Genomic DNA, 26,131 nt, shown 5'->3' with positions numbered 1-26,131 from the left:
TTATCGAATGATAATACTTTTCTGATAGAATTTACTTTATATAAGAGAATATTTGATAACCGGCTTCATTCCAATTTCTTTTGTCTTCATTCTCTTTGTTTATAGGAATGATACGAATGCTTACAGATGATTTGCCTGATGTAAAACGTGCGGGAATATCAAAATCATCTTCGAGCCAACGTTTATAAGGATTACTATCTGCAACATACCAAGAATGTTCGGTAACCTCTTGGCCGTCTACAAATACTCGTGCTGCTTGTTGAGAATATTTTTGATCGCTTAATCTGCGAAGGAGTATTCCTTTATTTTTTGGTGAAATATTTATTTTGAAACAACTATAGCCATTAAAACTGTAAACTTTACCTGATATGGGCACATTGTCTGCATCACCTTCGAAAAAAGTTTCCAAGTATTCTGTGCTTACATTACCGGTTGCATGGTAATCATGATTTATTATTGATTGGGTGTTGTTGAGGTCTAGACTATCTGTTTTTATCATCGTTACTTCATCTTGGCCATAATAAAAGATTGTTCCCGAATGTTCAAGATATTGGTTATTGTATTCTCCGGATTCTATACCGAATTTTAATTCAGAGTAAAAGGGATAGCTGTCGCCTAAACATAAGCGTGTCATAGACCATGGATTATCTGGAAGTCCATCATATCCTCCTGACGGATGTGTTTCGGCTGGTGTGGGGAAGCCCCATCCATAGCATATATAACTTTCTGAACCATCACTTTCTATTTGCGGAGTACGATTTCCATCAATATGAATCCTAACATCTCCTTCGCAAGTGATGGTATTAGGATGTTCACCATAGCAAGTGATGTGGGATGCAACCATTTTCCCAGTACCTTTAATAATGCCTATCGGACTGTCAGATCCTGAAGTATGTTTTCTAAAATAATAAGGAGTATTGCGGAAGTAACCACAAGAGGACTGTTTATATGAATTTTTATTGATTGTGATTTCAGAAGAAGTTAATACAACTTCTTTACTGCTTCGATTTTCAATTATAATAGTTGCATGATTCCAAAAAGGCATTGGAAAATAATTATAAAGCCAACCATCTGTGTTAAATCCTGAAAGAAGATAACTTGTATTATTGAACCCTAGGGAATTTCCGGCTAAACAGCCTATCGGACAAGATATATCGGGGATGTTATGTTGATCCCAATACATATGTATCCAAACGTTCTGTAGGTATTCTTTGTCTCTGTTTGCAAAATATAATTTTATTCCATTCATACAACCTTGTCCATGTTTGTCTAATAGAATTAATTGTTGACCTGATTGAATTGTTTTTTCTGTGTATCTTTGGAAAGTAGATTCTTTTTTTAATAAAGGATTGCTTCCTGTTTGTTTCCATAACTGTACAAGGGAACTATAATCTTCATTTCCTGTAAATGTTTGTATAGTATCAGAAGAATTATAAGTATGGTATATTACATGTCCCCAACCTCCTTCACCTTTTGCTCGGTCGAATCCTTCTAGTTTGATATTGGTGGTAATACGACAACCTTTGCGAAAGGGCATTGGAATAAAGCTTCTAACGACACGTATAGGGCCTCTTCCATTATCTAGTGGACCTATATAGCAAGAAGCCAATGGCTCTATAAAAGGAAATTTATTTCCAAAATCTGATGAACGAATAGTGAAACGGGGAGTTTCTTCATCATCAAAATAGAAACGGAAAATTGCTTCTTGAGAATTGATATAACGGTGTTGAACTATATTGTAAATGCACCCAGGACCCTTTACATCAAAGATTACCCATTCTCCTTTTTTATCTTGGTAAAGACTCCAGTTCCAATCTGCATTTTTCCCTTGTTTATCAATACTTCCTTCATAATGTACACGCGTATTTGTATCAAGAATAGGTAAAGATGTAATATCTGTCATTCTATTAATCCCATATAAATTAGAGTTATTAGATATAGTATCAATAGGCATAATATTATGTTTTGCAAAAATTGTTGGACTTGATAATATTATACAATAAATAATCAGTAAATGCGATAGGCTCTTTTTCATAAGTAATTAGTGATATTTTATAATTTGGGATGAAAATCTAATCACAAAGTTACTGTAAGGTGATAAGCTTAACAAATACTTTTGTATCCAATAGTTATATTATTTTATCTTTATATGTTTATTTGTTTGTGGTTTTGCATTTTTTATTGTAAAGTAATACTTTTAACTTTAAATATTTTGCTTAAATTCTTATTCCATATATATTTGTTTTCTATAATAGCTTAAGTCTGAATTATGAGTAACACGTCCAGTCATATTATTAGAGAAATTACTCCATTATCGGAGAGAGATTGTTTTTATATTGCAGATCGTTATAAGAAAGAATTTACTTATCCTATTCACTGTCATCCAGAATTCGAGCTGAACTTTACAGAGCATGCCAGTGGGGTTAGGCGTATTGTGGGTGATTCTATTGAAGTTATCGGTGAATATGATCTTGTACTCATAACCAGTAAAGAACTTGAGCATGTTTGGGAACAACATGAGTGTAAATCAAGCGAAATTCGTGAGATAACAATTCAATTCTCACCTGAATTATTTTTTAATAATTTAATTGTAAAGAATCAGTTTAATTCTATTCGTAAAATGCTCGAAGCTGCGGAAAAAGGAATTGCATTTTCTTTATCTGCTATAATGCGAGTATACCCCATGCTTAATAAATTATCCTCTGAAACGGATGGTTTTTATGCTGTAACTAAATTTTTATCAATACTTTATGAACTATCAAAATGTCAGTTTAAGGTGTTGTCTAATTCCTCTTTTGCAAAAATAGGTGTAAAGTCAGATAGTGGACGGGTGCTTAAAATACAAGAATTTATTTCTGCTCACTATGCAGAACAAATTTCTTTACCTCAGTTGGCAGATATGATCAATATGACTCCTGTTTCTTTCAGCCGTTTTTTTAAGCTACGTACTGGCAAAAATCTATCTGATTATATTATTGATATTCGTTTAGGAGCTGTAGCGAGGATGTTGGTGGATTCTACTAATCCGATTTCTGAGATCTGTTATGATTGTGGGTTTAATAATTTATCTAACTTTAACCGTATATTTAGAAAAAAGAAAGGTTGTTCACCGAAAGAATTTCGAGAAAATTATCGTAAAAAACGGGTCGTAGTTTAATTTTGTTATTATTATAAGAATTCTCACATATAACTCTTTTGTTGTTTCTGTTTTTACCTCCAATTAATATACCGTTTTTTAAATTTGTTTTTTAGAAGAGGTTTATCGTCTTAGATAAATCTTCTAAGTTATTATATGTGATAAAAATTGGTGAGATAGAGGTGTAAGAAAGTATCAGTATTAGATAAAAAAGCACTTTTTTACATTCATTTTTTGTCTTTTCTTTGCAGAATCAGTTTGGATATCAAATCTAATAATATATGAAAATGAAAAAAGTGATTTTATTTATTACCTTATTTTCTTTCTTTTCATTAATTGGCTATACTAAAGATCCAGTGAAACTTTGGGGACAATTACAGGTAAAAAGTAATCAACTTTGTGATCAAACGGGTAATCCGGTTGTATTACGAGGCGTGAGCTATGGTTGGCATAATCTTTGGCCGAGGTTTTATAATAGGAAGTCGGTGAAGTGGCTGAAAAAAGATTGGAAATGTACGGTACTGCGAGCAGCTATGGGAACAGTTCTTGAAGATAATTATATCGAAAATCCAGACTTTGCATTGGAGTGTATGGAAAAGGTAATAAAAGCGGCTATTAAAAATAATATATATGTTATTATTGATTGGCATACATATTATCCTCAGAAAGATGCAGCTAAAGCTTTTTTTTCTATGATGGCTCAAAAGTATGGAAAATATCCACATGTTATATATGAAATATATAATGAACCAATGGAAGATAGTTGGGATAGTGTGAAAGAATATGCTACGGAAGTTGTTTCAGAAATTCGAAAATATGATCCAGATAATATTGTTTTAATCGGAAGTCCACATTGGGATCAGGATCTTCATCTTGTAGCGGCAGATCCATTACAAGGATTTGATAATCTTATGTATACATTGCATTTTTATGCCGGGACTCATAAACAAGGGTTGCGAGATGTTGCTGGTGCGGCATGGGAAAAAGGTATACCTATTTTCGTTTCGGAGTGTGCAGGGATGGAGTGTACAGGTGATGGGCCACTTAATATGGAAGAATGGACTAGTTGGATAGAATGGCTTGAGAGTAAAAAAATAAGTTGGGTTAACTGGTCAATATCAGATAAAAATGAGACATGTTCCATGATTCTTCCTCGAGCAAATAAAAATGGAGGTTGGGATGAATCGTTAATAAAACCGGCTGGTCGTCAAAGTCGAAAATTTATTCGAGAATATAATGATAGTATTTATTCGGATAAGAAATGATCGCAAAGTATCAGTATTGGTTGAATAAGATAAATTAATTATACTGATGACTTATTAGTTTTGTCCATAATTAAAATGTTTTGATTTTTGTGTAAATTAAAAGAGAATTCCTATTAAAGTTAATTTTAAATTTAATAAAAATGAGAAAGAACTTTTTTTCTTTTTCCCGTTTCAAAATGCGAACGTTAAAAGAGCAAAAAACGATTTGGCTGTTTTTGACTATATTTTGGATTTCTAATATTACTGCAGTAGCGGCTAATATTGAGATTAGGGGAACAGTTAATGATGATTCAGGTGAGCCTATACCAGGTGTTAATGTGATTGAACTGGGTGTGAGAGGCAGTAATGGTACTATTACTGATGTTAATGGTAATTATTCTATTAAAGTAGCAAGTGCTAAATCTGTGCTTCAATTTTCATTTATCGGTTATAAAACAGAGGAAATAATAGTTGGTAATCGTAAGATTATTAATATTTCTTTGAAAGATGAAGCCAAATTGTTGGATGAAGTTGTAGTGGTAGGCTATGGTACTATGAGGAAAAAAGATCTTTCGGGGGCAGTTGCTTCTATCAAAAGTGATGATCTGATGCAGGGGAATCCGACTAATATTTCACAAGCCTTGCAAGGCAAACTTGCTGGCGTGCAAGTAAATCAGAGTGATGGCGCCCCTGGTTCAGGAGTTAGTATTACTATTCGTGGAGCGAATTCATTTTCAACAAATTCTCAGCCTTTGTATATAGTGGACGGAATTCCGTTTGAAACAGGAGAAACGCCGACCAGTAAAGCTAATGACGGAAATAACTCTACGACCAATCCGCTTTCATTAATTAATCCTAATGATATTGAATCCATTGATATATTGAAAGATGCTTCGGCTACTGCGATTTATGGCTCTCGTGGCGCTAACGGTGTTGTGCTTATTACTACAAAAAGAGGTAAAGCAGGTGATGCAAAAGTTGAATTTACTGCAAATTTTGGTTTATCTAAAATATCAAAATCAATTAAGATGTTGGATGCTTATACATATGCAAATTATGTTAATGAAGGTACTATTAACGGTGCGGTATATGATAATCTTCCTTATTCTTACTTGCCATATAGAGGTGCGTGGAATTATCGTCGTGATGAAAATAACAATATAGTACCGGGTTCTGGGAAATATTATGCATCTCCTGAAGATTATTTAAAACCAGGATACCGTGAAGATGAATATGGGAATAAAGAATGGGTAGAAGGAACAAATTGGATGGATGAGATATTACAAAATGCGATGACTCAGGAATATAATCTAAGTGTATCAGGTGGTAATGAAAAAAGTAATTATGCTTTTTCTGGAAACTATACAGATCAAAGTGGTATTATAAAACATTCAGGCTATGATCGTTTTGCGGTTCGGGCTAATGTGGGTAGCCATGTGAAATCTTGGTTAAATACAGGACTGAATATTAATTTTACTCGCTCGGTAACAAATTTCGCTAAATCGAATGCGTATGATTATAGTATCATTCGTTCTGCAATGCTGTACTTACCGACATTATATGTGGGAGATAAAACGGAAGATGATACCTATTCGTGGTTATCTGCTAATCCCCGAACCTATGTGAATACGGCTAAGGACGAGTTAAAATCAATAAATGTTTTTTCATCAGCATTTGCTGAAATAGCATTACTTGACTGCCTTAAATTTCGTCAGAATCTAGGGATTAGTTATTCTGTGAATGATCGTGCTACTTATTATAATAGAGAAACAGGTGAGGGGAAAGCATCTAATGGTCGTGCTGGTAAAAGCGATAATTTTTGGCAGAATCTGACTGCAGAATCATTGTTGACTTTTGATAAAAGTTTTAATAAAAAACATCGTTTAAATATTGTTGCCGGATTTACTTATGAAAAGTCTGATTGGGGAGGCAAAGCGATGAATGCTTCTAATTTTCCTACTGATATTACACAGGATTTTGATATGAGTCAAGCTTTAAATGTTGAATCTCCTACTAGTTATCGAGGGCAAGCTATACTTGTATCATTATTGGGACGTGCTAACTATACTTTGATGGATCGTTATATTTTTACTGCATCTTTCCGCCGGGATGGTTCAAGCCGTTTTGCTTCGGGAAATAAATTTGCGAATTTTGCGTCAGGAGCAATGGCTTGGGTTATTTCTGAAGAGGAATTTATTAAGAGATTGAATATATTTAGCAATTTAAAAGTACGTTTTAGTTATGGTCAGACTGGTAATCAAGCTATTAGCAGCTATCAGACTATGTCATCGCTAACAACGGCGAATTATCCTTTGGATGGAACTTTGTCAAGTGGTTTTGCTGGACAAATCTATAAAGGGCCATTGAATGATAAGCTAAAATGGGAAACAACAGACCAATATAATGTTGGGCTTGATATGGGGTTCTGGAGTAATCGTATTTCTCTCTCTGCAAACTATTATTATAAGAAGACAAAGAATTTACTACAAAACATTTCGATTCCAGGTAGTACTGGATACGGCACTATGTGGACCAACTTTGGTCATGTAACCAATAAAGGTCTCGAGATTACAGCTAAAGTAACTGCAATGAGTACGAAAGACTGGTCCTTAGATTTTGATGGAAACATTTCATTTAATCAGAATAAAATTGGAGGGCTACAAGCCGACCAATATGCAAATCAATTGTGGTACAGTGCAAAAGAGGTCTTTTTACAACGGAATGGTTTACCTATCGGGACTATCTTTGGATATATTGAAGATGGATTTTATGATAATATAGCAGAAGTCCGGGCGGATCCTATTTATGCAAAAGTATCTGATGATGAAGCGCGCCGTATGGTAGGTGAGATTAAATATCTGGATAAAAATGATGATGGACAAATAACAACTGAAGATCGTGCTGTGATAGGTAATACTAATCCTGATTTTATTTATGGTATAAATGCTAATTTGCGATGGAAAGGTCTTTCTTTGGGCTTATTCTTTCAGGGAACTTATGGGAATGATATTTTTAATGGTAATCTAACTAATATTGGGATGAGTAGTATTGCTAATATTACTCAGGATGCTTATGATACTCGTTGGACTCCTGAAAATGTGGCTATAGCTAAATGGCCTCGGGTAACTACTGCTATGACCCGTGATATGAAACTTTCAGATAGATATGTAGAAGATGGTTCATATTTTAGACTCAAAACAATTAATTTGAATTATAATTTCGGTCCTGTAATTAAAGGTATTAGTGATTTATCTTTATTTGGAACAATAACTAATGTATTCACAATTACTGGATATAGTTGGTTTGATCCGGATGTTAATGCTTTCGGTTCGGACGCATCCAGAAGGGGAGTCGATATATTTTCTTATCCAAGTAGCCGGACATATTCGATCGGTTTTAAATTAACACTATAATTCTGAATAACGATGAAAAAGAAATATATTTTTTTATATCTGATATTATTGGGGAGTGTATTGTCGACTCCATTAATAACATCTTGTGAGAGCATGTTGGAAGAAAAACCTTTTGATTTCATTAGTCCGGATGATGTAGAAGATTCCGATAATGGTGCTGACATGTGGGTAGTCGGAGTGTATAATACGCTACATGAATCAATGTTCCGTTATGGTAGCTTTCCTCGTCCGTTAGACTATGATTGTGATTATATCTCTGGTGCTGTATGGCAGTTTAGCCAATTTGGTAGTGGTAATTTCCAGGGAGGAGATGGGCAGGCTGATGCTCTATGGAATGGGATGTATGCATTGATAAATCGTGCTAATATCGCTATTTTTGAGATTAATAAATTGAAAAATGTGACAGAAGCGCATAGAAGAAATGTATTAGGTGAATGTTATTTCATGAAAGCATGGGCATATTTTTATTTAGTACGTGCTTATGGAGCAGTACCTGTTTATTCTGTGAGTGTGAATGAATCGGGACAATACACTAATAGCCCGCGTGTCCCTATTGAGCAAGTTTATACGGAAACCATTATACCTTTACTTAAGGAAGCTAAAGATATGATTTATAAAAATACAGATAGCAATTTTAAACCAGGAAGAATTTGTGCAGCAACTGCAGCTGGTTTGTTGGCTAAAGTATATGCGACAATAGGTTCAGCTTCCATGCAAAAGGGAGAAAGCATTACAGTTAAAACTGGTGTGCCGTTTGTCTTACAAAATGTAAATGGGACTATGACTAAAGTTTATACTGAACCGGTGCCTACTATCTTTGCTAAAGATCAAGTGGCAGGATATGAGAAGTTTTCGTCCAATGAATATTATAGTTTTGCATATCAAATAGCGGGAGATATTATAAGAGGTTTGTATGGCAATCATAAATTGGAATCTTATGATTTGATCTGGTCTTCATCTGGGAAAACATGTAGTGAACATTTATTCAGTTTGCAATCTAAATCCGGTGATGAATTGTATGGTACTTTGTTTAGTTATCATTATTGTGGAAAATTAAATGCAGCAGGTAATATTGATAATAGTTTAACTGTAGGATGTAGAAAACACTGGTATTTACTATTTGAAGAAAAAGATTATCGCATAGATAAAGGAGTTTTGCATTGTTGGATTCGTGAGAACTCTGACACTAGTTGGGGAGGAGGGTCTTATTATCCTAATTTTGGCAAATGGCAACGTATGGTAGAGTCTAAAGAACCTCCGTTTGATAATGCTAAGGTAACGGCTGGATGGAGATGTGATGAAGCTGGCTCGGAACAGTTCTTTGCGTTTACTACTAAATATTTACAGCAAATAACGGATCAGACACAACAGCGTACAGATGCAAATTATCCATTTTTGCGTTATGCTGATGTTGTGTTGATTTTTGCCGAAGCATCTAATGAAGTTAATGGACCGACACAAGAAGCTGTAAATGCTTTGAATAATGTACGGAATCGTAGTAATGCGACTTCTAAAGAATTAGTAAACTTCCCAGACAAGGAAAGTTTGCGGTCTGCGATTCTTGAAGAACGTGCTATGGAGTTGGCAATGGAGGGAGACCGACGTTGGGATTTAATACGTTGGGGTATTTATTTGAAAGCAATGAATGCACTTGGTGGTATGGATGAGGCCAATAATGTAAAACAACGTTCAAATAAACATTTATTATTTCCGATACCCACTCTTGAAATATTAACGAATCAGGGTATTAGTGAAAATAATCCAGGATGGGATTAATTATGAGAGTAACTATTAAAAAGGACAAATTATGAAAAAGATTGAATATTTGGTTCTATTGGTAATATCAGTATTTATTTTTGTGTCTTGTACGGATATTGTTGAGATTGCTGACTTAAAAGCAAAAGAGAATCGACCGTCTACCGCTGCTCCCGCTGTTGAAAAAATCGTATTAGCAAAAGATGCGGAATTTTCTATTGATGGAGCAAACTTTGAAGATATTGTACGAATAGAAGGTACAAATTTGGGAGATGTAGTCTCTCTTAAGTTCAATGATATAGAGGTTGATAGAAAAGATATTTATTCACATTATGACATGTTACTTGCGCCTGTTCCGCGTGTTCTTCCCAAAGAAGTTACGAATAAGATCTATATTACCACCGAACATGGAAGTACGACTGTGCCCTTTGTTGTGTCTATTCCGGATTTGAGAATAGAAGGGCTTAAGAATGAGTTTGCACAACCAGGTGATACAACAACTGTTTCCGGAGATAATTTTGATCTTTATGGAATTACTGTTGAGGAAGCAGTTGTGAATATAGGAGATATACCTGTTAATGTTATTGGCGCAACCCGTACGGAATTAACGATACAGATTCCGGCTAATGCACCTGCTAATTCAAGGGTGTCTATTAAGGGTTCCAATATGGAGTTACCAATAGAGTTGTCATATATGGATTCTGGTATTTCTCAGTTATTTGATTTTAATAATTGGCCAGGTGAAGGAGCATTTACTCATTCCAGCCAATTTCCTGATGCTCCTGTTAATTTTTTGTGTGACGGAACATTGAGCGGACAGCCTGAACCTTTGACGAAAGGAGGGAAATATATTCGTTTTAATAACTCTGTAAAAGCTTGGGGATGGATGGTGATGTGGGCTGGATATATTAAAGTCCCTGCTGAAGTTGCTACGAATCCGGCTTCTTATGATTTAAGGTTTGAAATTTGTACAGGAGTTAAATATCCTATTTCTTCTATAAGTCGAATTATTTTGGGGGATTATGGATGGTATCCGGCTAAAGATGGTTTACCTGTTAATACTTATGGGAGATGGCAAACCATACGTATTAGTGCAGATACGGAAGGTATGTTACCAAATCCAATTGACCCTACTACTAATACAGCATTTAAAATTGTATTTTCACCGGAGTCTGAACAAGATTTTGATTTGAGTATGTGTAATTTCAGGTTTGTGCATAAATAAATTGTAATAACAACGAGGGTATGTCATATCGCCATGCTTTCTCTTTGTTAGATAAACCATTAAAAAGATTATGATATGTTTAAAAATTTATTGTCGTTATCATTGATTATTTCTTTATTGTTTTTTGCCTGTTCCAAATCGGAAGAGCCGGATTCCGGTGGAAATAGTGGCAATAAGCCTGAGAAAAAAATAGTTTATTTTGGTGTCAATTTGTCCGGAGCAGAATTTGGTGGTATTTATCCGGGTATAGATGGAACTCATTATGGATATCCGACAGAAAAAGATCTTGATTATTTTAAAGCAAAAGGACTTTATTTAATACGTTTTCCTTTTCGTTGGGAACGTATTCAACCGGCTATGAATGGTGAATTGAATACAACAGAATTGGAGAAGATGAAACTGTTTGTGAAGGCTGCAGAGGAACGGAATATGCAGATTTTATTGGATATGCATAATTTTGGACGTTATTGTATCTATTGTGATGGTAAAGACTCAAAAAATAATCAATATGCGATCATTGGTAATTCACGTTGCACAATTGAAAATTTATGTGATGTATGGATAAAACTAGCTAAGGAGTTCAAGGATTATAAAAACATATGGGGATATGATATTATGAATGAACCCAATGCTATGTTGAAGACAACACCTTGGTTTAATATTGCGCAAGCATGTATTGATGCCATACGAACTGTTGATACGAAAACTACAATTGTTGTTAGTGGTGACGAATTCAGCTCTGCCAAACGTTGGAAAGAAGTTAGTGATAATTTGAAAGATTTGATTGATCCCAGTAATAATTTGATATTTCAGGCACATGTTTATTTTGATCATGATACATCCGGCAATTATGCTAAAGATTATGATGAGGATGGGGCAAATATTCAAACAGGAGTAGCTCGCCTTAGACCTTTTGTTGAATGGTTACAAGAGAATAATAAACGGGGATTTGTTGGAGAATATGGTGTCCCGGATAAGGATGGTCGTTGGTTAGATATTCTGGATGCGGCATTAAAGTATTTGCAGGATAATGGGGTAAATGGAACATATTGGTCTGCTGGACCACGTTGGGGAGATTATCCATTAGCAATACAGCCAACAGAAAACTATACCAAAGATCGTCCGCAAATGGAAATACTTTTGAAATATAAAAGTGTCTGGCAGTAATAGGGTATATTAGAATAGTAAGGATTCTTCTTGAAGAGTTGTTAAATACTTCAAGGAACGTTGAATAATGCTCCAGTAGTAATGAATTAACACTCTTGCAATAATAATGCAATGCTTCAAGGAGAATTTGATAAAACACAAAAGGATATGCTATTTATAAAAACAGGAATAACTTTTATCATTGCTTTATTCATTTCTGAATCTGTGGTTAATGCGCAAAAGTCAATGGATGAAATTGATCGTAATAGTTTTGCTGCAAAAGCTTCTCCGATAGAAATGACAGGAATAGATATGTCTGAAACCGAATTGAATTCATTTGAAATCTCTGATTTAGTTAAAGTTTCGTTGGATGGAGTTTGGCAACTGGCAGAAGGAGGGACAAACGAAGGGCGTTTGTTAGCTCCTTGGGATGATAGTATGCCAGCTCATATACCGGGTAGCATACATACGGCATTAATTGAAAATCAATATATTCCGGATCCGTATATCGGTCAGAATGATTCTATTGCTGAAAAACAATCTTATAAAATATGGTGGCTAAAACGAGATTTTGAGCTTCAAACGATTCCTGTTAATGCTAGATTATCTTTTGGAGGAATTGCAAATAAATGTACGGCTTGGCTCAATGGTGTACTCTTAGGAACACATGAAGGAATGTTTGGTGGACCAGATTTTTCCGTAGGAAAATATCTTAAAGAGAAAAACACGTTAATTGTAAAATTAGAGGCCATACCGCAAATGTTTTTTGGTAATTGGCCTCCTAATGCGAATGAAAGTTGGAAGTATACTGTCGTTTTTAATTGTGTATATGGATGGCATTATGCGCAAATTCCTTCATTGGGTATTTGGCGTAGTGTTTGGCTAACGGAAGAAGCTGATGTAGAAATAAAAGATCCTTTTGTTTCTACGCGTGATCTTAATGGTAATATGCGTTTGGCTGTTTATTTGAAGCAAAATTTATCACCATTGCAGGGTGTTCTATATGTAGAAGTTTATCCAAAGAATTTTAACGGTGAAAAGCAATATTTTAGTTTTAAAGTAAATTGTAAAAGCGAGGAAGAGAACTTGTATCTTAATTTTAAAGTAAAAAATCCACGTTTGTGGTGGCCTAATGATACGGGTGAACAGGCACTATATAATATGAATTTGAGTTTTATTCCACGAGAAGGAAGAACTGCTCAAGTGACGGCTTCTTTTGGAATCCGTACTATTCAGATGAATCCGTTACCAGGTGGAATGAGAGAAGATCAGTATAATTGGACATTTGTTATCAATGATAAACCTATGTTTGTGAAAGGAACCGGTTGGTGTACGATGGATGCGTTAATGGATTTTTCACGTAGTAAATATGAACATTTCCTCCAAATAGCAAAAAAACAACACATTCAAATGCTTAGGGCTTGGGGGGGAGGTATGCCCGAGACAAATGATTTTTATGAGCTTTGTGATGCTTATGGCATTATGGTTATCCAAGAGTGGCCTACAGCCTGGAATAGTCATAATACACAGCCATATGGAATCTTGCAGGAAACAGTAGAAAGAAATACCAAGCGTTTACGAAACCATCCGTCTTTAATAATGTGGGGAGCGGGTAATGAATCAGACAAGCCTTTTGGACCGGCTATAGATATGATGGGTAGGTTAAGTATTGAGTTAGATGGGACACGACCTTTTCATCGTGGTGAGGCATGGGGAGGAAGTGAACATAATTATGATTGTTGGTGGGATGGTGCTCATTTAAATCATAATTTAAATATGACAGCCTCTTTTTGGGGAGAATTTGGCATACCCTCTTTACCTCATATAGAGACGGTAAAAAGATATTTAAATGAAGAAAAAGATGTATGGCCCCCATTATTACATGGTCATTTTGTGCATCATACTCCTATTTTTGGTACTATGGGGGAAATGGGTAAATTAACCCAGTATTCTGGTTATTTTATGCCAAAAGATTCGATGGAGAGCTATATTTTGGGGTCACAACTTGCACAAGTTGTAGGAGTGCGGCACACATTGGAAAGAGCACGTACTTTATGGCCTTCCACATCAGGAGCTTTATATTATAAGATGAATGATAATTACCCAGGTTTATCTTGGTCATGTGTGGATTATTATGGAATCATTAAACCTTTACATTATTTTGTTCAGAGATCGTTTGCTCCATTGGCCGCGGTGATATTATTTGACAGGACAAATCTTGCGAGTCAGAAGGTGAATCTCCCGGTTTTTTTATTAGACGATAATTCAAAATTGAAGGGTGAAAAATATCAGGTAAGTGTTTCAGTTTTGAATGATCATCTTGATACCGTTTATACGGAAGATTTTATAAGTACGGGGGAGGATACAGTAAAAAAACTAGGTGAGATCAGTTTAAATAGACAGTTTACTAAATCATCTATACTATTTTTTTTAGTAGATATTATTTATGATAATAGATGTATTTATCGTAATTATTATTTTACTAATTATGAAGTATGTCCGGGTTCTATTTTATCTATGCCTAAAACTGAAGTATGTATACAACGTCATGGAAATTTGGTAACTATCACTAATCAAGGGAAGTTTCCGGCTATAGGGGTACATCTAGAAGTTCCCGGTCAAATGGATAAGCTAATCGTATCAGAGAACTATATATGGTTAAATCCGCAAGAGTCAAAAACATTGGAAGTAAACTTGAACTCTCCGGTTGTTGTAAAAGGTTGGAATCTTTAATAAATAATTCATTATTAATATATTATGAGAAAAGTAAAAGTATTTCTTTCCGTATTGTTATTGTCCCTTATTTTTTCGGGTTGTAATTCTAATAAAAAGCAATATATAAAAGATGATGAACCTTATGGCGTGAATTTGGCTTGTGCTGATTTTGGTTCTGTCTTTCCTGGAGAATATGGTAAAGATTATATTTATCCTACTGCGGAAGATCTTAATTATTGGTATAAAAAAGGTTTAAGACTTATTCGTATGCCCTTTAAATGGGAACGCTTACAATTAGAATTGAGTGGTCCTCTTAACCAATCTGATCTTGATAAAATGAAAGAATTTGTTCGGGCTGCTGAGAAGCTTAATATGGTAGTTATTTTGGATTTGCATAATTATTGTCGTCGTTATATGGATGGTGAACCTAATTTAATAGGTACTAATGAATTAAGCATAGAACATCTAGCTTCATTTTGGAAATTAATAGCACAAGAATTTGTTTCGTTTAAAAATATTTATGGTTATGGGTTAATGAATGAACCTCATAACCTAGATTCAGAAATAAGTTGGTTCGATATGGCACAAGCTGCTATTGATTCGATTAGGGAAGTTGATACTAAAACCCTTATTATAGTAGGAGGAAATGATTGGTCTTCTGCTGAACGTTGGTTGGAGCAAAGTGATACACTTAGATATTTAAAAGATCCAATGAATAATCTAGCCTATGAAGCGCATGTTTATTTTGACAATGATGGCTCAGGAACTTATAAATATTCTTACGAAGAAGAAGGCTGCTATCCAGATAAAGGTGTTGATCGTGTAAGATCATTTGTGGATTGGTTAAAAAAGTATAATTTGCGTGGTTTTATAGGTGAATATGGTATACCAGATAATGATGTGCGTTGGAATGAAGTTTTGAACCGTTTTCTGTCTTATTTGCAAGAACATAATATTAATGGAACATATTGGGCTGCTGGTCCATGGTGGGGAGATTATTTCATGTCTATTACTCCGCAAGATAGTTTGGATCGCCCGCAAATGGCTGTTGTTGAAAAATATTTAAGTATTCAAAAGAAATGAATATATGCTAAAACGTATCTCTCTATATTTTTTATTCATGCTTGGTGTTTGGACTATTCAGGCACAAGAAGATAGATGGCAAAAGAATAATGCGGACTTCTCTAGAGGTGCTCTGAGGGTAAACTCCTCTGGCTCTTATCTTGAATACGGTGATGGTACATCTTTTTTATATTTGGGTGACACTGCATGGGAACTTATTAGTCGTCTGACTGATGAGGAAACAGAGTATTATATGGAGGATCGGAGAGAGAAAGGAGTAACTGTTATTCAAACTGTTATTCTTGATGAATTAAATGGTATTGATAATATAACAGCTTGTGGATATAGGCAGTTAATAAATGGAGATATTAACCGACCTGATTCAAATTATTTTGCACGTGTGGATCGAGTGTTGGCTTGTGCTGCTTCTAAAGGATTATATGTGGCTTTGTTACCGACATGGGGAGATAAGGTTGACAAGAAATGGGGGATGGGACCGGAAATATTTAATGAAGAGAATGCTTTTCATTATGGGCAGTGGCTTGGCGCTCGTTATGTCAGTGTGCCTAATCTGATATGGATAATAGGAGGTGATCGAAGTGGAGAAGGGAATAAATCTCGGATATGGAATGCTTTGGCTAATGGCATTAGAAGTATTGATCAGGGTCATTTGATGACTTTTCATCCGCATGGAGAACATTCTTCTTCTTTTTGGTTTCATGACGAGGAGTGGTTGAGTTTTAATATGATTCAGACAGGACATGCACAACGTAACTATGCTATTTATCGTAAGCTACTATTACCAGACCTGCAAAAAAAGCCTCATAAACCGTGTCTGGATGGGGAATCTCGTTATGAAGGTATTCCTATTGGTTTTAAAGTAGAGAATGGAAGATTTAATGATTATGATATACGTACTACACTCTATCAAAGTATGTTTAGTGGAGCTTGCGGATATACTTATGGTTGTAATAATGTTTGGCAGATGTTTGATTATAAACATACTCCGATGTGTAATGCCAATAAACCATGGAATGAGTCTTTGAATGAACCTGGTGCGTGGGATTTGATTCATTTTCGTAGGTTATGGGAAAAATACGATTTTAGGGAAGGATCACAGCAACAAAATGTTATTTGTAATAGTCAGATGTCTGATGATAATTATCCGGTAGCTTTTGGCAATCATAAATACTTGTTGGTTTATTTACCTGAAGGTGGTAAAATCACGCTTCGGATATCCCAAATGGATAAAAAACAGAAAACATTGAGTTGGATGAATCCTCGAACGGGAGAGAATTCTTTTTATAAAAAAGTAGATTTACGTGAATTTTCTGCGTATGCTCCTTCTATGGGGAAAGGAAACGATTGGGTGCTAATAATTGAATAATCATAAACCGATTAAAATATAATTGATATGAGTAATAGTAGACTGGAAGAGTTAAGAAAAGAATATGAAGCTCTTATTAGTAGAAGAAATAAGAAGTATGACAGAAACAATGGTATTTATAGCCGTTATTATTATCCTGTGTTAACGGCTGATCACACTCCGTTAATCTGGAAATATGATTTTGATGAAAAGAGAAATCCATTTATGGAAGAACGTATCGGAATCAATGCCGTAATGAATACTGGAGCAATAAAACTTAATGGAAAATATTATCTAGTAGCACGTGTTGAAGGAGCTGATCGTAAATCATTCTTTGCTGTAGCAGAAAGTGAAAGCCCTGTAGATGGTTTTCGTTTTTGGGATTATCCGATAGAAATGCCTGAAACGGGAGTCCCTGATACAAATATGTATGATATGCGTTTGACTGCTCATGAGGACGGATGGATATATGGTATTTTTTGTGCAGAACGCAAAGATCCGAATGCTCTTGCGGGAGATTTATCCTCTGCAATAGCTGTCGCAGGAATTGCTCGTACTAAAGATTTGAGAACATGGCAACGTTTACCTGATTTGAAATCTAAAAGCCAACAGCGTAATGTGGTGCTTCACCCGGAATTTGTAGATGGGAAGTATGCATTATATACGCGTCCCCAAGACGGCTTCATTGATGCTGGCAACGGAGGGGGGATCGGTTGGGCTTTAGTTGAGGATATTTGTCATGCAGAAGTTCAAAATGAAATAATTATAAATAAACGTTTTTATCATACGATTAAAGAAGTTAAGAATGGGGAAGGCCCACATCCGATAAAAACGTCAGGAGGATGGCTACATTTAGCACATGGAGTCAGGGCTTGTGCCGCAGGATTACGTTATGTCCTTTACTTATATATGACATCATTAGAAGAACCGACTAAGATCATAGCTGAACCAGCTGGCTATTTCATGGCTCCTGTTAATGAAGAGCGCATAGGGGATGTTTCTAATGTGTTATTTGCAAACGGATGGATTGTTGATGAGAACGGGAAAGTATATATTTATTATGCTTCATCAGACACGAGACTTCATGTTGCGGAATCTACTGTTGAACAATTAGTGGATTATTGTAAACATACACCTACAGACGGATTTCGTTCTATTGAGTCTGTACGTAATATTATTGCAATGGTGAATCAAAATAAACAATATTTGAAATATTAAACGTAGAATAAGTATTATGGAGAACATAAAATTAAGAGAAAAGATAGGTTATGGATTGGGAGATGCGGCTTCTTCTATGTTTTGGAAACTGTTTACCATGTATCTACTGTTTTTCTACACTGATGTCGTTGGCATTTCTTCTGCTGTAGTGGGGACTATGTTTCTTATTACCCGTATATGGGATACTTTTCTTGATCCGTTTGTTGGGATTCTTGGTGACCGAACGAATTCTCGTTGGGGCAAGTTTCGACCATATTTATTGTGGGTAGCGATTCCATTCGGTATTTGCGGAATCTTAACTTTTTCATCTTTTGGTGAAAGTATGCTCTCTAAGATAGTTTTTGCTTATGTTACCTATACACTGATGATGATGGTTTACTCTCTTATTAATGTTCCTTATGCTTCTTTATTGGGAGTGATGTCGGCTGATCCGCAAGTTCGTACTGAGTTTTCATCTTATCGTATGACATTTGCGTTTGGTGGGAGTATTTTAGTCTTGTTTCTTATTGAACCGTTAGTGGATATATTTAGTAAAGTGAAACTTTCTGCAGGTTTTCCGGATATAGCCTTTGGCTGGCAAATGGCAGCTGTAGTCTTTGCTATCATGGCAATAGGAATGTTTCTTTTCACTTTTTTTTGGACAAAAGAAAGAGTAAAACCAATTGAAGAAGAGAAAGGGTCATTAAAAGAAGATTTGAAAGATTTAGGAAACAATAAACCATGGTGGATTCTATTGGTAGCCGGAATTATGGCGTTAGTCTTTAATTCTCTTCGTGATGGTTCCGCTGTGTTTTATTTTAAATATTATGTGGATAGTTCTGATGTCTTTTCTTTCTCTTTTATGAATACAGCTATAACTCTTGTTACGGTTTATCTGGTTTTGGGTCAGGCTGCTAACATTCTTGGGATTATGTTTGTTCCAACATTGACAAAAAGAATAGGGAAAAAAAGGACATATTTTATAGCGATGGTCTGTGCTACAATTTTAAGTGTGCTCTTTTATTTTTTACCCAAAGATTTCGTTTGGGGTATTCTTATATTACAAATATTGATTAGTATTTGTGCAGGAATTATTTCTCCATTGTTATGGTCGATGTATGCAGATATCTCTGATTATTCGGAATGGAAAACAGGAAGACGTGCAACAGGGTTGATTTTTTCTTCATCTTCTATGTCTCAGAAGTTCGGTTGGACTATTGGAGGTGCATTGACTGGGTGGTTATTAGCCTACTTTGGTTTTAAGGCTAATGTTGCTCAGTCTGATTTTGCTCAAACAGGTATTTGTATGATGATGAGTATTTTTCCGGCTATTGCCACAATGCTTTCTGCTTTTTTCATTTCGCGTTATCCACTTGACGAGAAGAAGCTTTATGCTATTTCGACAGAATTGGAACAAAGAAGAAATAATAATTAATTTCTAAATTATTTTATATGACTCTTATCAAAATCAAATATTCATTTTATATAGTGCTTTGTTTGATATTACATTCTTGTACTGTTTCTACAGTGGAACTACCTTTTGATTTGAAATGTGAGAATATGGAGAATCCATTGGGCATTGATACGAATACTCCTAGATTATCATGGAAACTTCCTTTCTTGGAAAAAGATAGCATAATTTCTGTACAAGTATGGATGGGTACAGATTCTACGCGATTAGTTGATAATTATGCATGTTGGAGTAAATTGTTGGAGGACAGGATTAGAGTTGTTTATGATGGAGAGCCGCTTAAGCCTTATACTACCTATTATTGGAGAGTAGGCTATCGAACAAGTAGAGAAGGAGAATGGATTCTTTCTCCTGTTGTATCTTTTTTAACAGGTGTTATGTCCGAAAATGATTGGCAAGGGAAATGGATAACAGATGAACATGATATTGATTATCATCCTTCTCCTTATTATAGGAAGCAAATTTGTTTGAATAAGTCTATAAAGCGTGCGTTTTTTACAATAGCTTCCGCTGGGTTACATGAAGTGAGTTTGAACGGGAAAAAGGTGGGTAATCATTGTCTAGATCCGATGTATACTCATTTTGATAAACGTATTTTGTCTGTTACACATGATGTTACGTCTTTTATTAGAGACGGAGAAAATCTTATTGGTATACAATTAGGTAATGGATGGTACAATCATCAATCTACTGCTGTCTGGTTTTTTGATAAAGCATCTTGGCGGAATCGTCCGTGTTTTGCGGCCCAATTATACTTGGAATATGCAGATGGAAGCATTTCGTATATACCGACAGATTCTACTTGGAGAACAGCTGATAGCCCTGTTGTTTTTAATAGCATTTATACCGCTGAACATTATGATGCCCGAAAAGAAATGAAAGGTTGGAATATGCCGGGATTTGATGATTCCTTGTGGAAAAATGCTGTTGAAACAAATTCTCCTACTCAAAGAATCTGCTCTCAGGTTCTTCAGCCTATACGTAAAACGGCATGTTATATGGCCTTAAAATGTATAAAGATAAATGATAATTGTTATGTATATCATTTCCCCAAAAATATAGCGGGTATTACAGAATTGAGAGTTAAAGGTAAAAAAGGAACAATACTCCGTTTAAAGCATGGAGAACTATTAAATGAGGATGGTACGGTCAATTTGGCTAATATAGATTATCATTATCGTCCAATGGATGATAGTGATCCTTTCCAGACAGATATTGTTATACTCAGTGGGGAAGAAGATATTTTTGCGCCTAAGTTTAATTATAAAGGTTTTCAATTTGTAGAAGTTTCTTCGTCATTACCGATTGATCTTTCAGAAGAAAATTTGATAGCAATCGAAATGCACAGTGATGTTCCACAAATTGGTTATTGGAATTCTTCTTCGGAATTGTTGAATAAAATCTGGGCGGCAACCAATAGTTCTTATTTGGCGAATTTATTTGGTTATCCTACTGATTGTCCGCAACGGGAGAAAAATGGATGGACAGGGGATGCGCATATAACTATAGAAACAGGTTTGTATAATTATGATGTAATTTCTATTTATGAAAAATGGATGAATGATTTTTGCGATGAGCAAAAAACAAATGGAGTTCTTCCTTGTATTATACCGACATCTGTATGGGGATTTGATTGGGCTAATGGAGTAGATTGGACAAGTGCCATTGCGATTATACCATGGGAAATTTATCGATTCTATGGAGATGATACTTTACTGAGACGAATGTATGAATCTATTAAAAAATATGTAACTTATATTGAGTCTATTTCCAAAAATAATCTCACGGATTGGGGATTGGGAGATTGGGTACCAGTACATTCGAAGAGTGATGTAACTTTGACTTCATCTATTTATTATTATGTAGATGCCATGATTTTGTCAAAGGCAGCTGCATTGCTTGGAAATCAGGAAGATGCTTGTTATTATGGAAAATTGGCAGAGAAAATAAAGATTGCCGTAAACCGTCAATTTTTAAATACCGAGACAGGGATCTATGCAAACGGAACACAAACGGAGTTAGCTATGCCATTATATTGGGATGTTGTTCCTGAAGAATATAAAACTAAAGTGGCTTCAAATCTTAATGATTTAGTGATAAGAAACAATAATCATTTGGACGTAGGACTATTAGGTAGTAAGGCTTTGTTGAATGCACTCTCGGATAATGGGTATGCGCAGACTGCTTATACTGTAGCTACTCAGAAAACTTATCCTTCATGGGGGTATTGGATTACTAGTGGGGCTACAACTCTACATGAAAATTGGCGTATGGATGTTATAATAGATAATTCTTTAAACCATATCATGTTTGGAGAAATTGGGGCATGGTTGTATAAGAGTTTGGGAGGGATACAAATAGATGAGAATCAACCTGGATTCAAACATATATGGTTACGCCCATTTTTTCCGAAAGATATAGATTTCTTGAACATACGATATAATACGCCATATGGATGGTTAAATATTAGCTGGATAAAGGAGAAGGATAATCAAATTAAATATTCGATAGAAATTCCAGCGGGAACTTCTGCTACGTTTATTCCGGATGTTGGAGTAAGTCAAAAAGGTATGCAACATTTGTCGGCTGGAAAACACGTATTTAAACTTAAAATAGAGTGATAAATTGTGTTTAAAAGGTTTCTTTATTGTGCGTTTTTATTCGAGTTATCTATCATGTCTCTTGTTTAATTATGAATTGGAATATATAAGTTGAGTAAATGTTGCAGGTGTTTTTATATGTTGCTATTGAGACAATTTATCAATTGTAAGGCTTTGAATATTAAAACATATTCTTACATTTGCCGACATACTTTCTTTGTATATTATTAATTTATATAAAAAGATTTCTGTTATGAGGACATATCTTATCCTGTTTATTCTGTTATTATCTATAGCTTGTCAGGCAAAACCTATACACCTGTATGTAGAAGTAGAAAGTTTTCAGGAGAAAGGAGGCTGGGTGGTTGATCAGCAGTTTATGGAGCAAGTTGGTTCATCTTATTTAATGGCACATGGAATGGGGAGACCTGTTATGGATGCTAAGACTACAGTACAATTCCCGGAAAAAGGAGTGTATTATGTATATGTGCGGACATACAATTGGACCTCACCCTGGAGTAGTAAGAAAGGGGCTGGACAGTTTACTTTATCTGTTGGTGGCTTGGAACTTCCAGTTATATTGGGTGCAACAGGACATAAATGGGAATGGCAAAAGGCCGGAAACATTAACATAGATGAGTTATCTCAACAAATTATTTTACATGACCTTACCGGATTTAATGGACGCTGTGATGCAATATATTTTTCAAAAGAAGCCATGTCCCCACCTGATGATACATTAGAATTGAATGGATTCTTATCCGAATCTTTTAATATTCGTGCTTGTGATAATAAGGGAAACTTCGACTTTGTAGTTGTAGGGGGAGGAATAGCAGGCATGTGTGCTGCCGTTTCCGCTGCACGATTAGGATTGAAGGTTGTACTTATCAATGACCGTCCTGTGTTAGGAGGAAATAACAGTTCTGAGGTACGTGTTCATATGGGAGGTAGAATAGAATTGTTACCATATCCTAGGTTAGGAAATCTGATGAAAGAGTTTTGTCCGGAGAAAGAAGGAAATGCTAAACCGGCTAATTATTATGAGGATGGAAAAAAGGAAGCTTTCATTGCTGCTGAGCCTAATATTTCTTTATATTCTTCGTGTAGAGTGACATCATTACAGAAAGAAGATAATCGTATTATTTCTGTTACTGCAACTCATATTGAAACTGGAAAGCAACAAATCTTTTACTCTCCGCTTTTTGTAGATTGTACAGGAGATGGGGCAGTTGGTTATATGGCAGGAGCCGATTTTAAGATGGGTAGAGAAAGTAAAAGTGAGTTTAATGAACCAAGTGCAATGGATGCTGCCGATAATCAGGTAATGGGAGCCTCTGTTCAATGGTATTCTGTAAATAAAGAAGAGCCTCAATACTTTCCGGCTTTTGATTATGGTATCCGTTTTACAGATGAAAGTTCGGAAAAAGTGACTATGGGAGAGTGGACTTGGGAAACAGGCATGAATAAGAACCAAATAACAGAGTTTGAGCGTATCAGAGATTACGGTTTAATGGTGATATTTTCAAATTGGTCTTATTTAAAGAATGAGTATGAAGGGAAAGAGTCTTATAAGAATAGGGCATTGGAGTGGGTAGCCTATATTGCAGGAAAAAGAGAATCAAGAAGACTTCTAGGTGATCATATATTAACAGAAAATGATATTATAAATCATGTTTCTTATAAGGATGGCACAGCTTGTACGTCCTGGACTATTGATCTTCATTATCCGGATCCTGATAATAGTCGCTATTTTCCGGGAGAAGAATTCAAATCTATAGCTAAACACATTGGTACATATCATTATCCTATTCCTTATCGGTGCTTTTATTCCCGGAATATAGAGAATCTGTTTATGGCAGGACGCAATATAAGTGTAACTCATGTGGCATTGGGGACAACAAGGGTGATGCGTACTACTGGGATGATAGGGGAAGTCGTGGGAATGGCAGCTTTTATTTGTAAAAAGGAGCAAACTACTCCACGAGGTGTTTATCAGCATCATTTAAAGAAATTGAAGAGGTTACTTAAGAAAGGAACGGGCAAGAAATTACCCAATAATCAGACTTATAATCTTGGAGGAACTTTAGGGTATAAAACAAATGACTAGAGGGGGAGTTCCGAGAACTTATTATTTATTGGTACTTGCAATTCGGCACACGGTCGATTTTTTGCAAACGATAGGTGTTTGTGATCAACCGACCGTATCACTTTGAACGCATCCTTTCTTTTATTCTATATCTTATCAATTCATATTATTTTATACCCCCTATTAAATTTTTGTCGCGGAGCTCATTATCAACGCTTTATCTTCTAAAAAGCCCTAAATAAGAAAACTTGTGACATTCGTCGCCCTTATGTGTGCTGAAAATTTGTCGCGCTTTTTGCATTAAAATGCCCTACCTCTATGCTCTTGACGCACTACGTCTTCTTGCCGAATGCCCTACCTCTTTTTGGATACGGATATAGACGAATTCTTTTAGTTGTAAAGGAGTAGTCGGATAGAAGTCAGGAGGTTTTTCTTTAGTCTGTTCGATTGAACTTGCTGATTACCTTTATTGTGGAATGCACTTTGTTGCCGTATTTAGTTCAAGCATGTCTATTTCTGAAATGTTTCCCCTTCGATGAATTGGTCTAAAATAAGATTTTCTCCATCGAATACGGCATAAGAAAAGTGGTTAATCCAATCACCGAGAATAAGTATGCGTGCCGTGCGATTGAGCATTAAGTCCAGCATGATGTGGCGATGCCCATAGATGAAATAGTTTATATTCGGGTGAGTTTTAAGGTATTCTTTTGTATAAAGTACAAGAAATTCTTTGTCTTCTCCCATATAGTCGGGCTCTTTTCCATTTTCGCGTTTCAGACGGCTATGCTTTGCCCATGTCAAACCTAAGTCTATGCTCCATCGGGGGTGTAGCATGGAGAAAAGTGTTTGCAAAGTGGTGCTGTGAAACATTGAACGTAGAAATTTGAATGATTTATTCGGATCACCTAGCCCGTCACCATGTGCCAGATAGAATTCTTTACCATGTATCTCTGTTGTCTGTGGCTCACGATGGAGAATAACTCCACATTCTTTAGTGAGATAGTCTCCACACCAGATATCGTGGTTACCGATGAAAAAGTGTACTTCTACTCCCAAGTCTGTAAGTTCGGATAATTTTCCTAAGAAACGGGTAAAGCCTTTTGGTACAACGGTTTTGAATTCGTACCAGAAGTCAAACATATCTCCTAACAAGTAAACAGCTTCGGCATCATGTTTAATGCTATCCAAAAAGTTTACCAAGCGTCGTTCTTGTGTGCGGCTATGGTCGATAGCACGGGAACCAAGATGTGCATCTGATAGGAAATATACTTTCTTCATACTCGTTTCTGTTGTAATAATGTAGAATCTTTATAAGAAACCAAGCTCCAGTTTGGCTTCCTCACTCATCATATCTTTATCCCATTCCGGTTCGAATACCAGATTGATAGTGGCTGATTTAACACCGTCTACCGATTCTATCTTCTGGCGTACATCTTCCATAATAAAGTCGGCAGCCGGACAGTTCGGCGCTGTAAGCGTCATGTCGATAGCGGCTTCTCCGGTATCGGATACATCTATTTTGTAGATAAGCCCAAGATCATAGACATTAACAGGAATCTCTGGATCGTAGACGGTCTTTAACATCTTGACAATATTTTCTTCTATAGTAAAACGGGTTGTCTCCATATTGAATAGAACTTTTATAGGTGCAAACTTAATTAAAAAACTCGACTTATTAGATAATTAAGAAAATAAATTGGACGTTTTTAAACATG

General features: G+C 35.6%; 16 protein-coding genes. 13 read left to right on the top strand and 3 right to left on the bottom strand.

The annotated features are described in order from the left end of the window. Positions 1 to 31 precede the first annotated feature (31 nt). Complete coding sequence (locus DXB63_RS00410; RefSeq protein ID WP_233522711.1) at positions 32 to 2,035, bottom strand: DUF2961 domain-containing protein; 2,004 nt, start codon at positions 2,033 to 2,035, stop codon at positions 32 to 34. A gap of 234 nt (positions 2,036 to 2,269) precedes the next feature. Here DXB63_RS00410 and DXB63_RS00405 point away from each other — a divergent pair, with 234 nt between their 5' ends. The 13 genes from DXB63_RS00405 (at position 2,270) to DXB63_RS00345 (ending at position 24,437) form a co-directional block, all read left to right on the top strand. Next, positions 2,270 to 3,157, top strand: coding sequence for an AraC family transcriptional regulator (locus tag DXB63_RS00405; RefSeq protein WP_122124395.1), 888 nt, complete (start codon positions 2,270 to 2,272; stop codon positions 3,155 to 3,157). Positions 3,158 to 3,423: 266 nt separating this feature from the next. Further along, positions 3,424 to 4,401, top strand: coding sequence for a glycoside hydrolase family 5 protein (locus DXB63_RS00400; protein ID WP_199604126.1), 978 nt, complete (start codon positions 3,424 to 3,426; stop codon positions 4,399 to 4,401). Positions 4,402 to 4,541: 140 nt separating this feature from the next. Beyond that, positions 4,542 to 7,793 (top strand): TonB-dependent receptor, encoded by a 3,252-nt coding sequence (locus DXB63_RS00395; RefSeq protein WP_122124393.1) that lies wholly within the window; start codon positions 4,542 to 4,544, stop codon positions 7,791 to 7,793. Between the two features lie 12 nt (positions 7,794 to 7,805). After that, positions 7,806 to 9,569, top strand: a complete 1,764-nt coding sequence (locus tag DXB63_RS00390) for a RagB/SusD family nutrient uptake outer membrane protein (protein ID WP_122124392.1) — start codon at positions 7,806 to 7,808, stop codon at positions 9,567 to 9,569. A 31-nt stretch (positions 9,570 to 9,600) separates the two neighbouring features. Continuing rightward, positions 9,601 to 10,773 (top strand): glycan-binding surface protein, encoded by a 1,173-nt coding sequence (locus DXB63_RS00385; protein ID WP_122124391.1) that lies wholly within the window; start codon positions 9,601 to 9,603, stop codon positions 10,771 to 10,773. Between the two features lie 75 nt (positions 10,774 to 10,848). Further along, positions 10,849 to 11,940: a glycoside hydrolase family 5 protein gene (locus tag DXB63_RS00380; protein WP_122124390.1), complete on the top strand. Its 1,092-nt coding sequence runs from the start codon at positions 10,849 to 10,851 to the stop codon at positions 11,938 to 11,940. 156 nt (positions 11,941 to 12,096) lie between these two features. Next, positions 12,097 to 14,652 carry a glycoside hydrolase family 2 TIM barrel-domain containing protein gene (locus DXB63_RS00375; protein WP_122124677.1) on the top strand — a complete coding sequence of 852 codons (2,556 nt, stop codon included), beginning with the start codon at positions 12,097 to 12,099 and terminating at the stop codon, positions 14,650 to 14,652. A gap of 24 nt (positions 14,653 to 14,676) precedes the next feature. Continuing rightward, positions 14,677 to 15,717 (top strand): glycoside hydrolase family 5 protein, encoded by a 1,041-nt coding sequence (locus tag DXB63_RS00370; protein ID WP_122124389.1) that lies wholly within the window; start codon positions 14,677 to 14,679, stop codon positions 15,715 to 15,717. A gap of 4 nt (positions 15,718 to 15,721) precedes the next feature. Then, positions 15,722 to 17,083: a DUF4038 domain-containing protein gene (locus tag DXB63_RS00365; RefSeq protein WP_122124388.1), complete on the top strand. Its 1,362-nt coding sequence runs from the start codon at positions 15,722 to 15,724 to the stop codon at positions 17,081 to 17,083. 27 nt (positions 17,084 to 17,110) lie between these two features. Next, the gene (locus DXB63_RS00360; protein WP_122124387.1) at positions 17,111 to 18,280 is read left to right on the top strand and encodes a glycosidase; all 1,170 of its coding nucleotides are present in this window, start codon (positions 17,111 to 17,113) and stop codon (positions 18,278 to 18,280) included. Positions 18,281 to 18,296: 16 nt separating this feature from the next. Beyond that, positions 18,297 to 19,694, top strand: a complete 1,398-nt coding sequence (locus tag DXB63_RS00355; RefSeq protein ID WP_122124386.1) for an MFS transporter — start codon at positions 18,297 to 18,299, stop codon at positions 19,692 to 19,694. A 17-nt stretch (positions 19,695 to 19,711) separates the two neighbouring features. Then, positions 19,712 to 22,351, top strand: coding sequence for an alpha-L-rhamnosidase (locus DXB63_RS00350; protein WP_122124385.1), 2,640 nt, complete (start codon positions 19,712 to 19,714; stop codon positions 22,349 to 22,351). Positions 22,352 to 22,583: 232 nt separating this feature from the next. After that, positions 22,584 to 24,437, top strand: coding sequence for an FAD-dependent oxidoreductase (locus DXB63_RS00345; RefSeq protein ID WP_122124384.1), 1,854 nt, complete (start codon positions 22,584 to 22,586; stop codon positions 24,435 to 24,437). A 489-nt stretch (positions 24,438 to 24,926) separates the two neighbouring features. Here DXB63_RS00345 and DXB63_RS00340 read toward each other — a convergent pair whose 3' ends face one another. Continuing rightward, complete coding sequence (locus DXB63_RS00340; protein WP_122124383.1) at positions 24,927 to 25,694, bottom strand: UDP-2,3-diacylglucosamine diphosphatase; 768 nt, start codon at positions 25,692 to 25,694, stop codon at positions 24,927 to 24,929. Positions 25,695 to 25,724: 30 nt separating this feature from the next. Further along, on the bottom strand, positions 25,725 to 26,042 hold the full coding sequence (locus tag DXB63_RS00335; RefSeq protein ID WP_122124382.1) for a metal-sulfur cluster assembly factor: 318 nt from the start codon (positions 26,040 to 26,042) through the stop codon (positions 25,725 to 25,727). Between the last annotated feature and the right edge of the window lie 89 nt (positions 26,043 to 26,131).

It is taken from the genome of Bacteroides sp. OM05-12 (assembly GCF_003438995.1).
Classification (GTDB): domain Bacteria; phylum Bacteroidota; class Bacteroidia; order Bacteroidales; family Bacteroidaceae; genus Bacteroides.
Note: the sequence above shows the minus strand (reverse complement) of the source record. Positions and strands in the feature narration are given on the sequence as shown.

Excerpts from the sequence above, each read along its gene's own strand:
- DXB63_RS00410 (WP_233522711.1), bottom strand. The coding sequence starts at position 2,035 with ATGAAAAAGAGCCTATCGCATTTACTGATTATTTATTGTATAATATTA.
- DXB63_RS00405 (WP_122124395.1), top strand. The coding sequence starts at position 2,270 with ATGAGTAACACGTCCAGTCATATTATTAGAGAAATTACTCCATTATCG.
- DXB63_RS00400 (WP_199604126.1), top strand. The coding sequence starts at position 3,424 with ATGAAAAAAGTGATTTTATTTATTACCTTATTTTCTTTCTTTTCATTA.
- DXB63_RS00395 (WP_122124393.1), top strand. The coding sequence starts at position 4,542 with ATGAGAAAGAACTTTTTTTCTTTTTCCCGTTTCAAAATGCGAACGTTA.
- DXB63_RS00390 (WP_122124392.1), top strand. The coding sequence starts at position 7,806 with ATGAAAAAGAAATATATTTTTTTATATCTGATATTATTGGGGAGTGTA.
- DXB63_RS00385 (WP_122124391.1), top strand. The coding sequence starts at position 9,601 with ATGAAAAAGATTGAATATTTGGTTCTATTGGTAATATCAGTATTTATT.
- DXB63_RS00380 (WP_122124390.1), top strand. The coding sequence starts at position 10,849 with ATGTTTAAAAATTTATTGTCGTTATCATTGATTATTTCTTTATTGTTT.
- DXB63_RS00370 (WP_122124389.1), top strand. The coding sequence starts at position 14,677 with ATGAGAAAAGTAAAAGTATTTCTTTCCGTATTGTTATTGTCCCTTATT.
- DXB63_RS00365 (WP_122124388.1), top strand. The coding sequence starts at position 15,722 with ATGCTAAAACGTATCTCTCTATATTTTTTATTCATGCTTGGTGTTTGG.
- DXB63_RS00360 (WP_122124387.1), top strand. The coding sequence starts at position 17,111 with ATGAGTAATAGTAGACTGGAAGAGTTAAGAAAAGAATATGAAGCTCTT.
- DXB63_RS00355 (WP_122124386.1), top strand. The coding sequence starts at position 18,297 with ATGGAGAACATAAAATTAAGAGAAAAGATAGGTTATGGATTGGGAGAT.
- DXB63_RS00350 (WP_122124385.1), top strand. The coding sequence starts at position 19,712 with ATGACTCTTATCAAAATCAAATATTCATTTTATATAGTGCTTTGTTTG.
- DXB63_RS00345 (WP_122124384.1), top strand. The coding sequence starts at position 22,584 with ATGAGGACATATCTTATCCTGTTTATTCTGTTATTATCTATAGCTTGT.
- DXB63_RS00340 (WP_122124383.1), bottom strand. The coding sequence starts at position 25,694 with ATGAAGAAAGTATATTTCCTATCAGATGCACATCTTGGTTCCCGTGCT.
- DXB63_RS00335 (WP_122124382.1), bottom strand. The coding sequence starts at position 26,042 with ATGGAGACAACCCGTTTTACTATAGAAGAAAATATTGTCAAGATGTTA.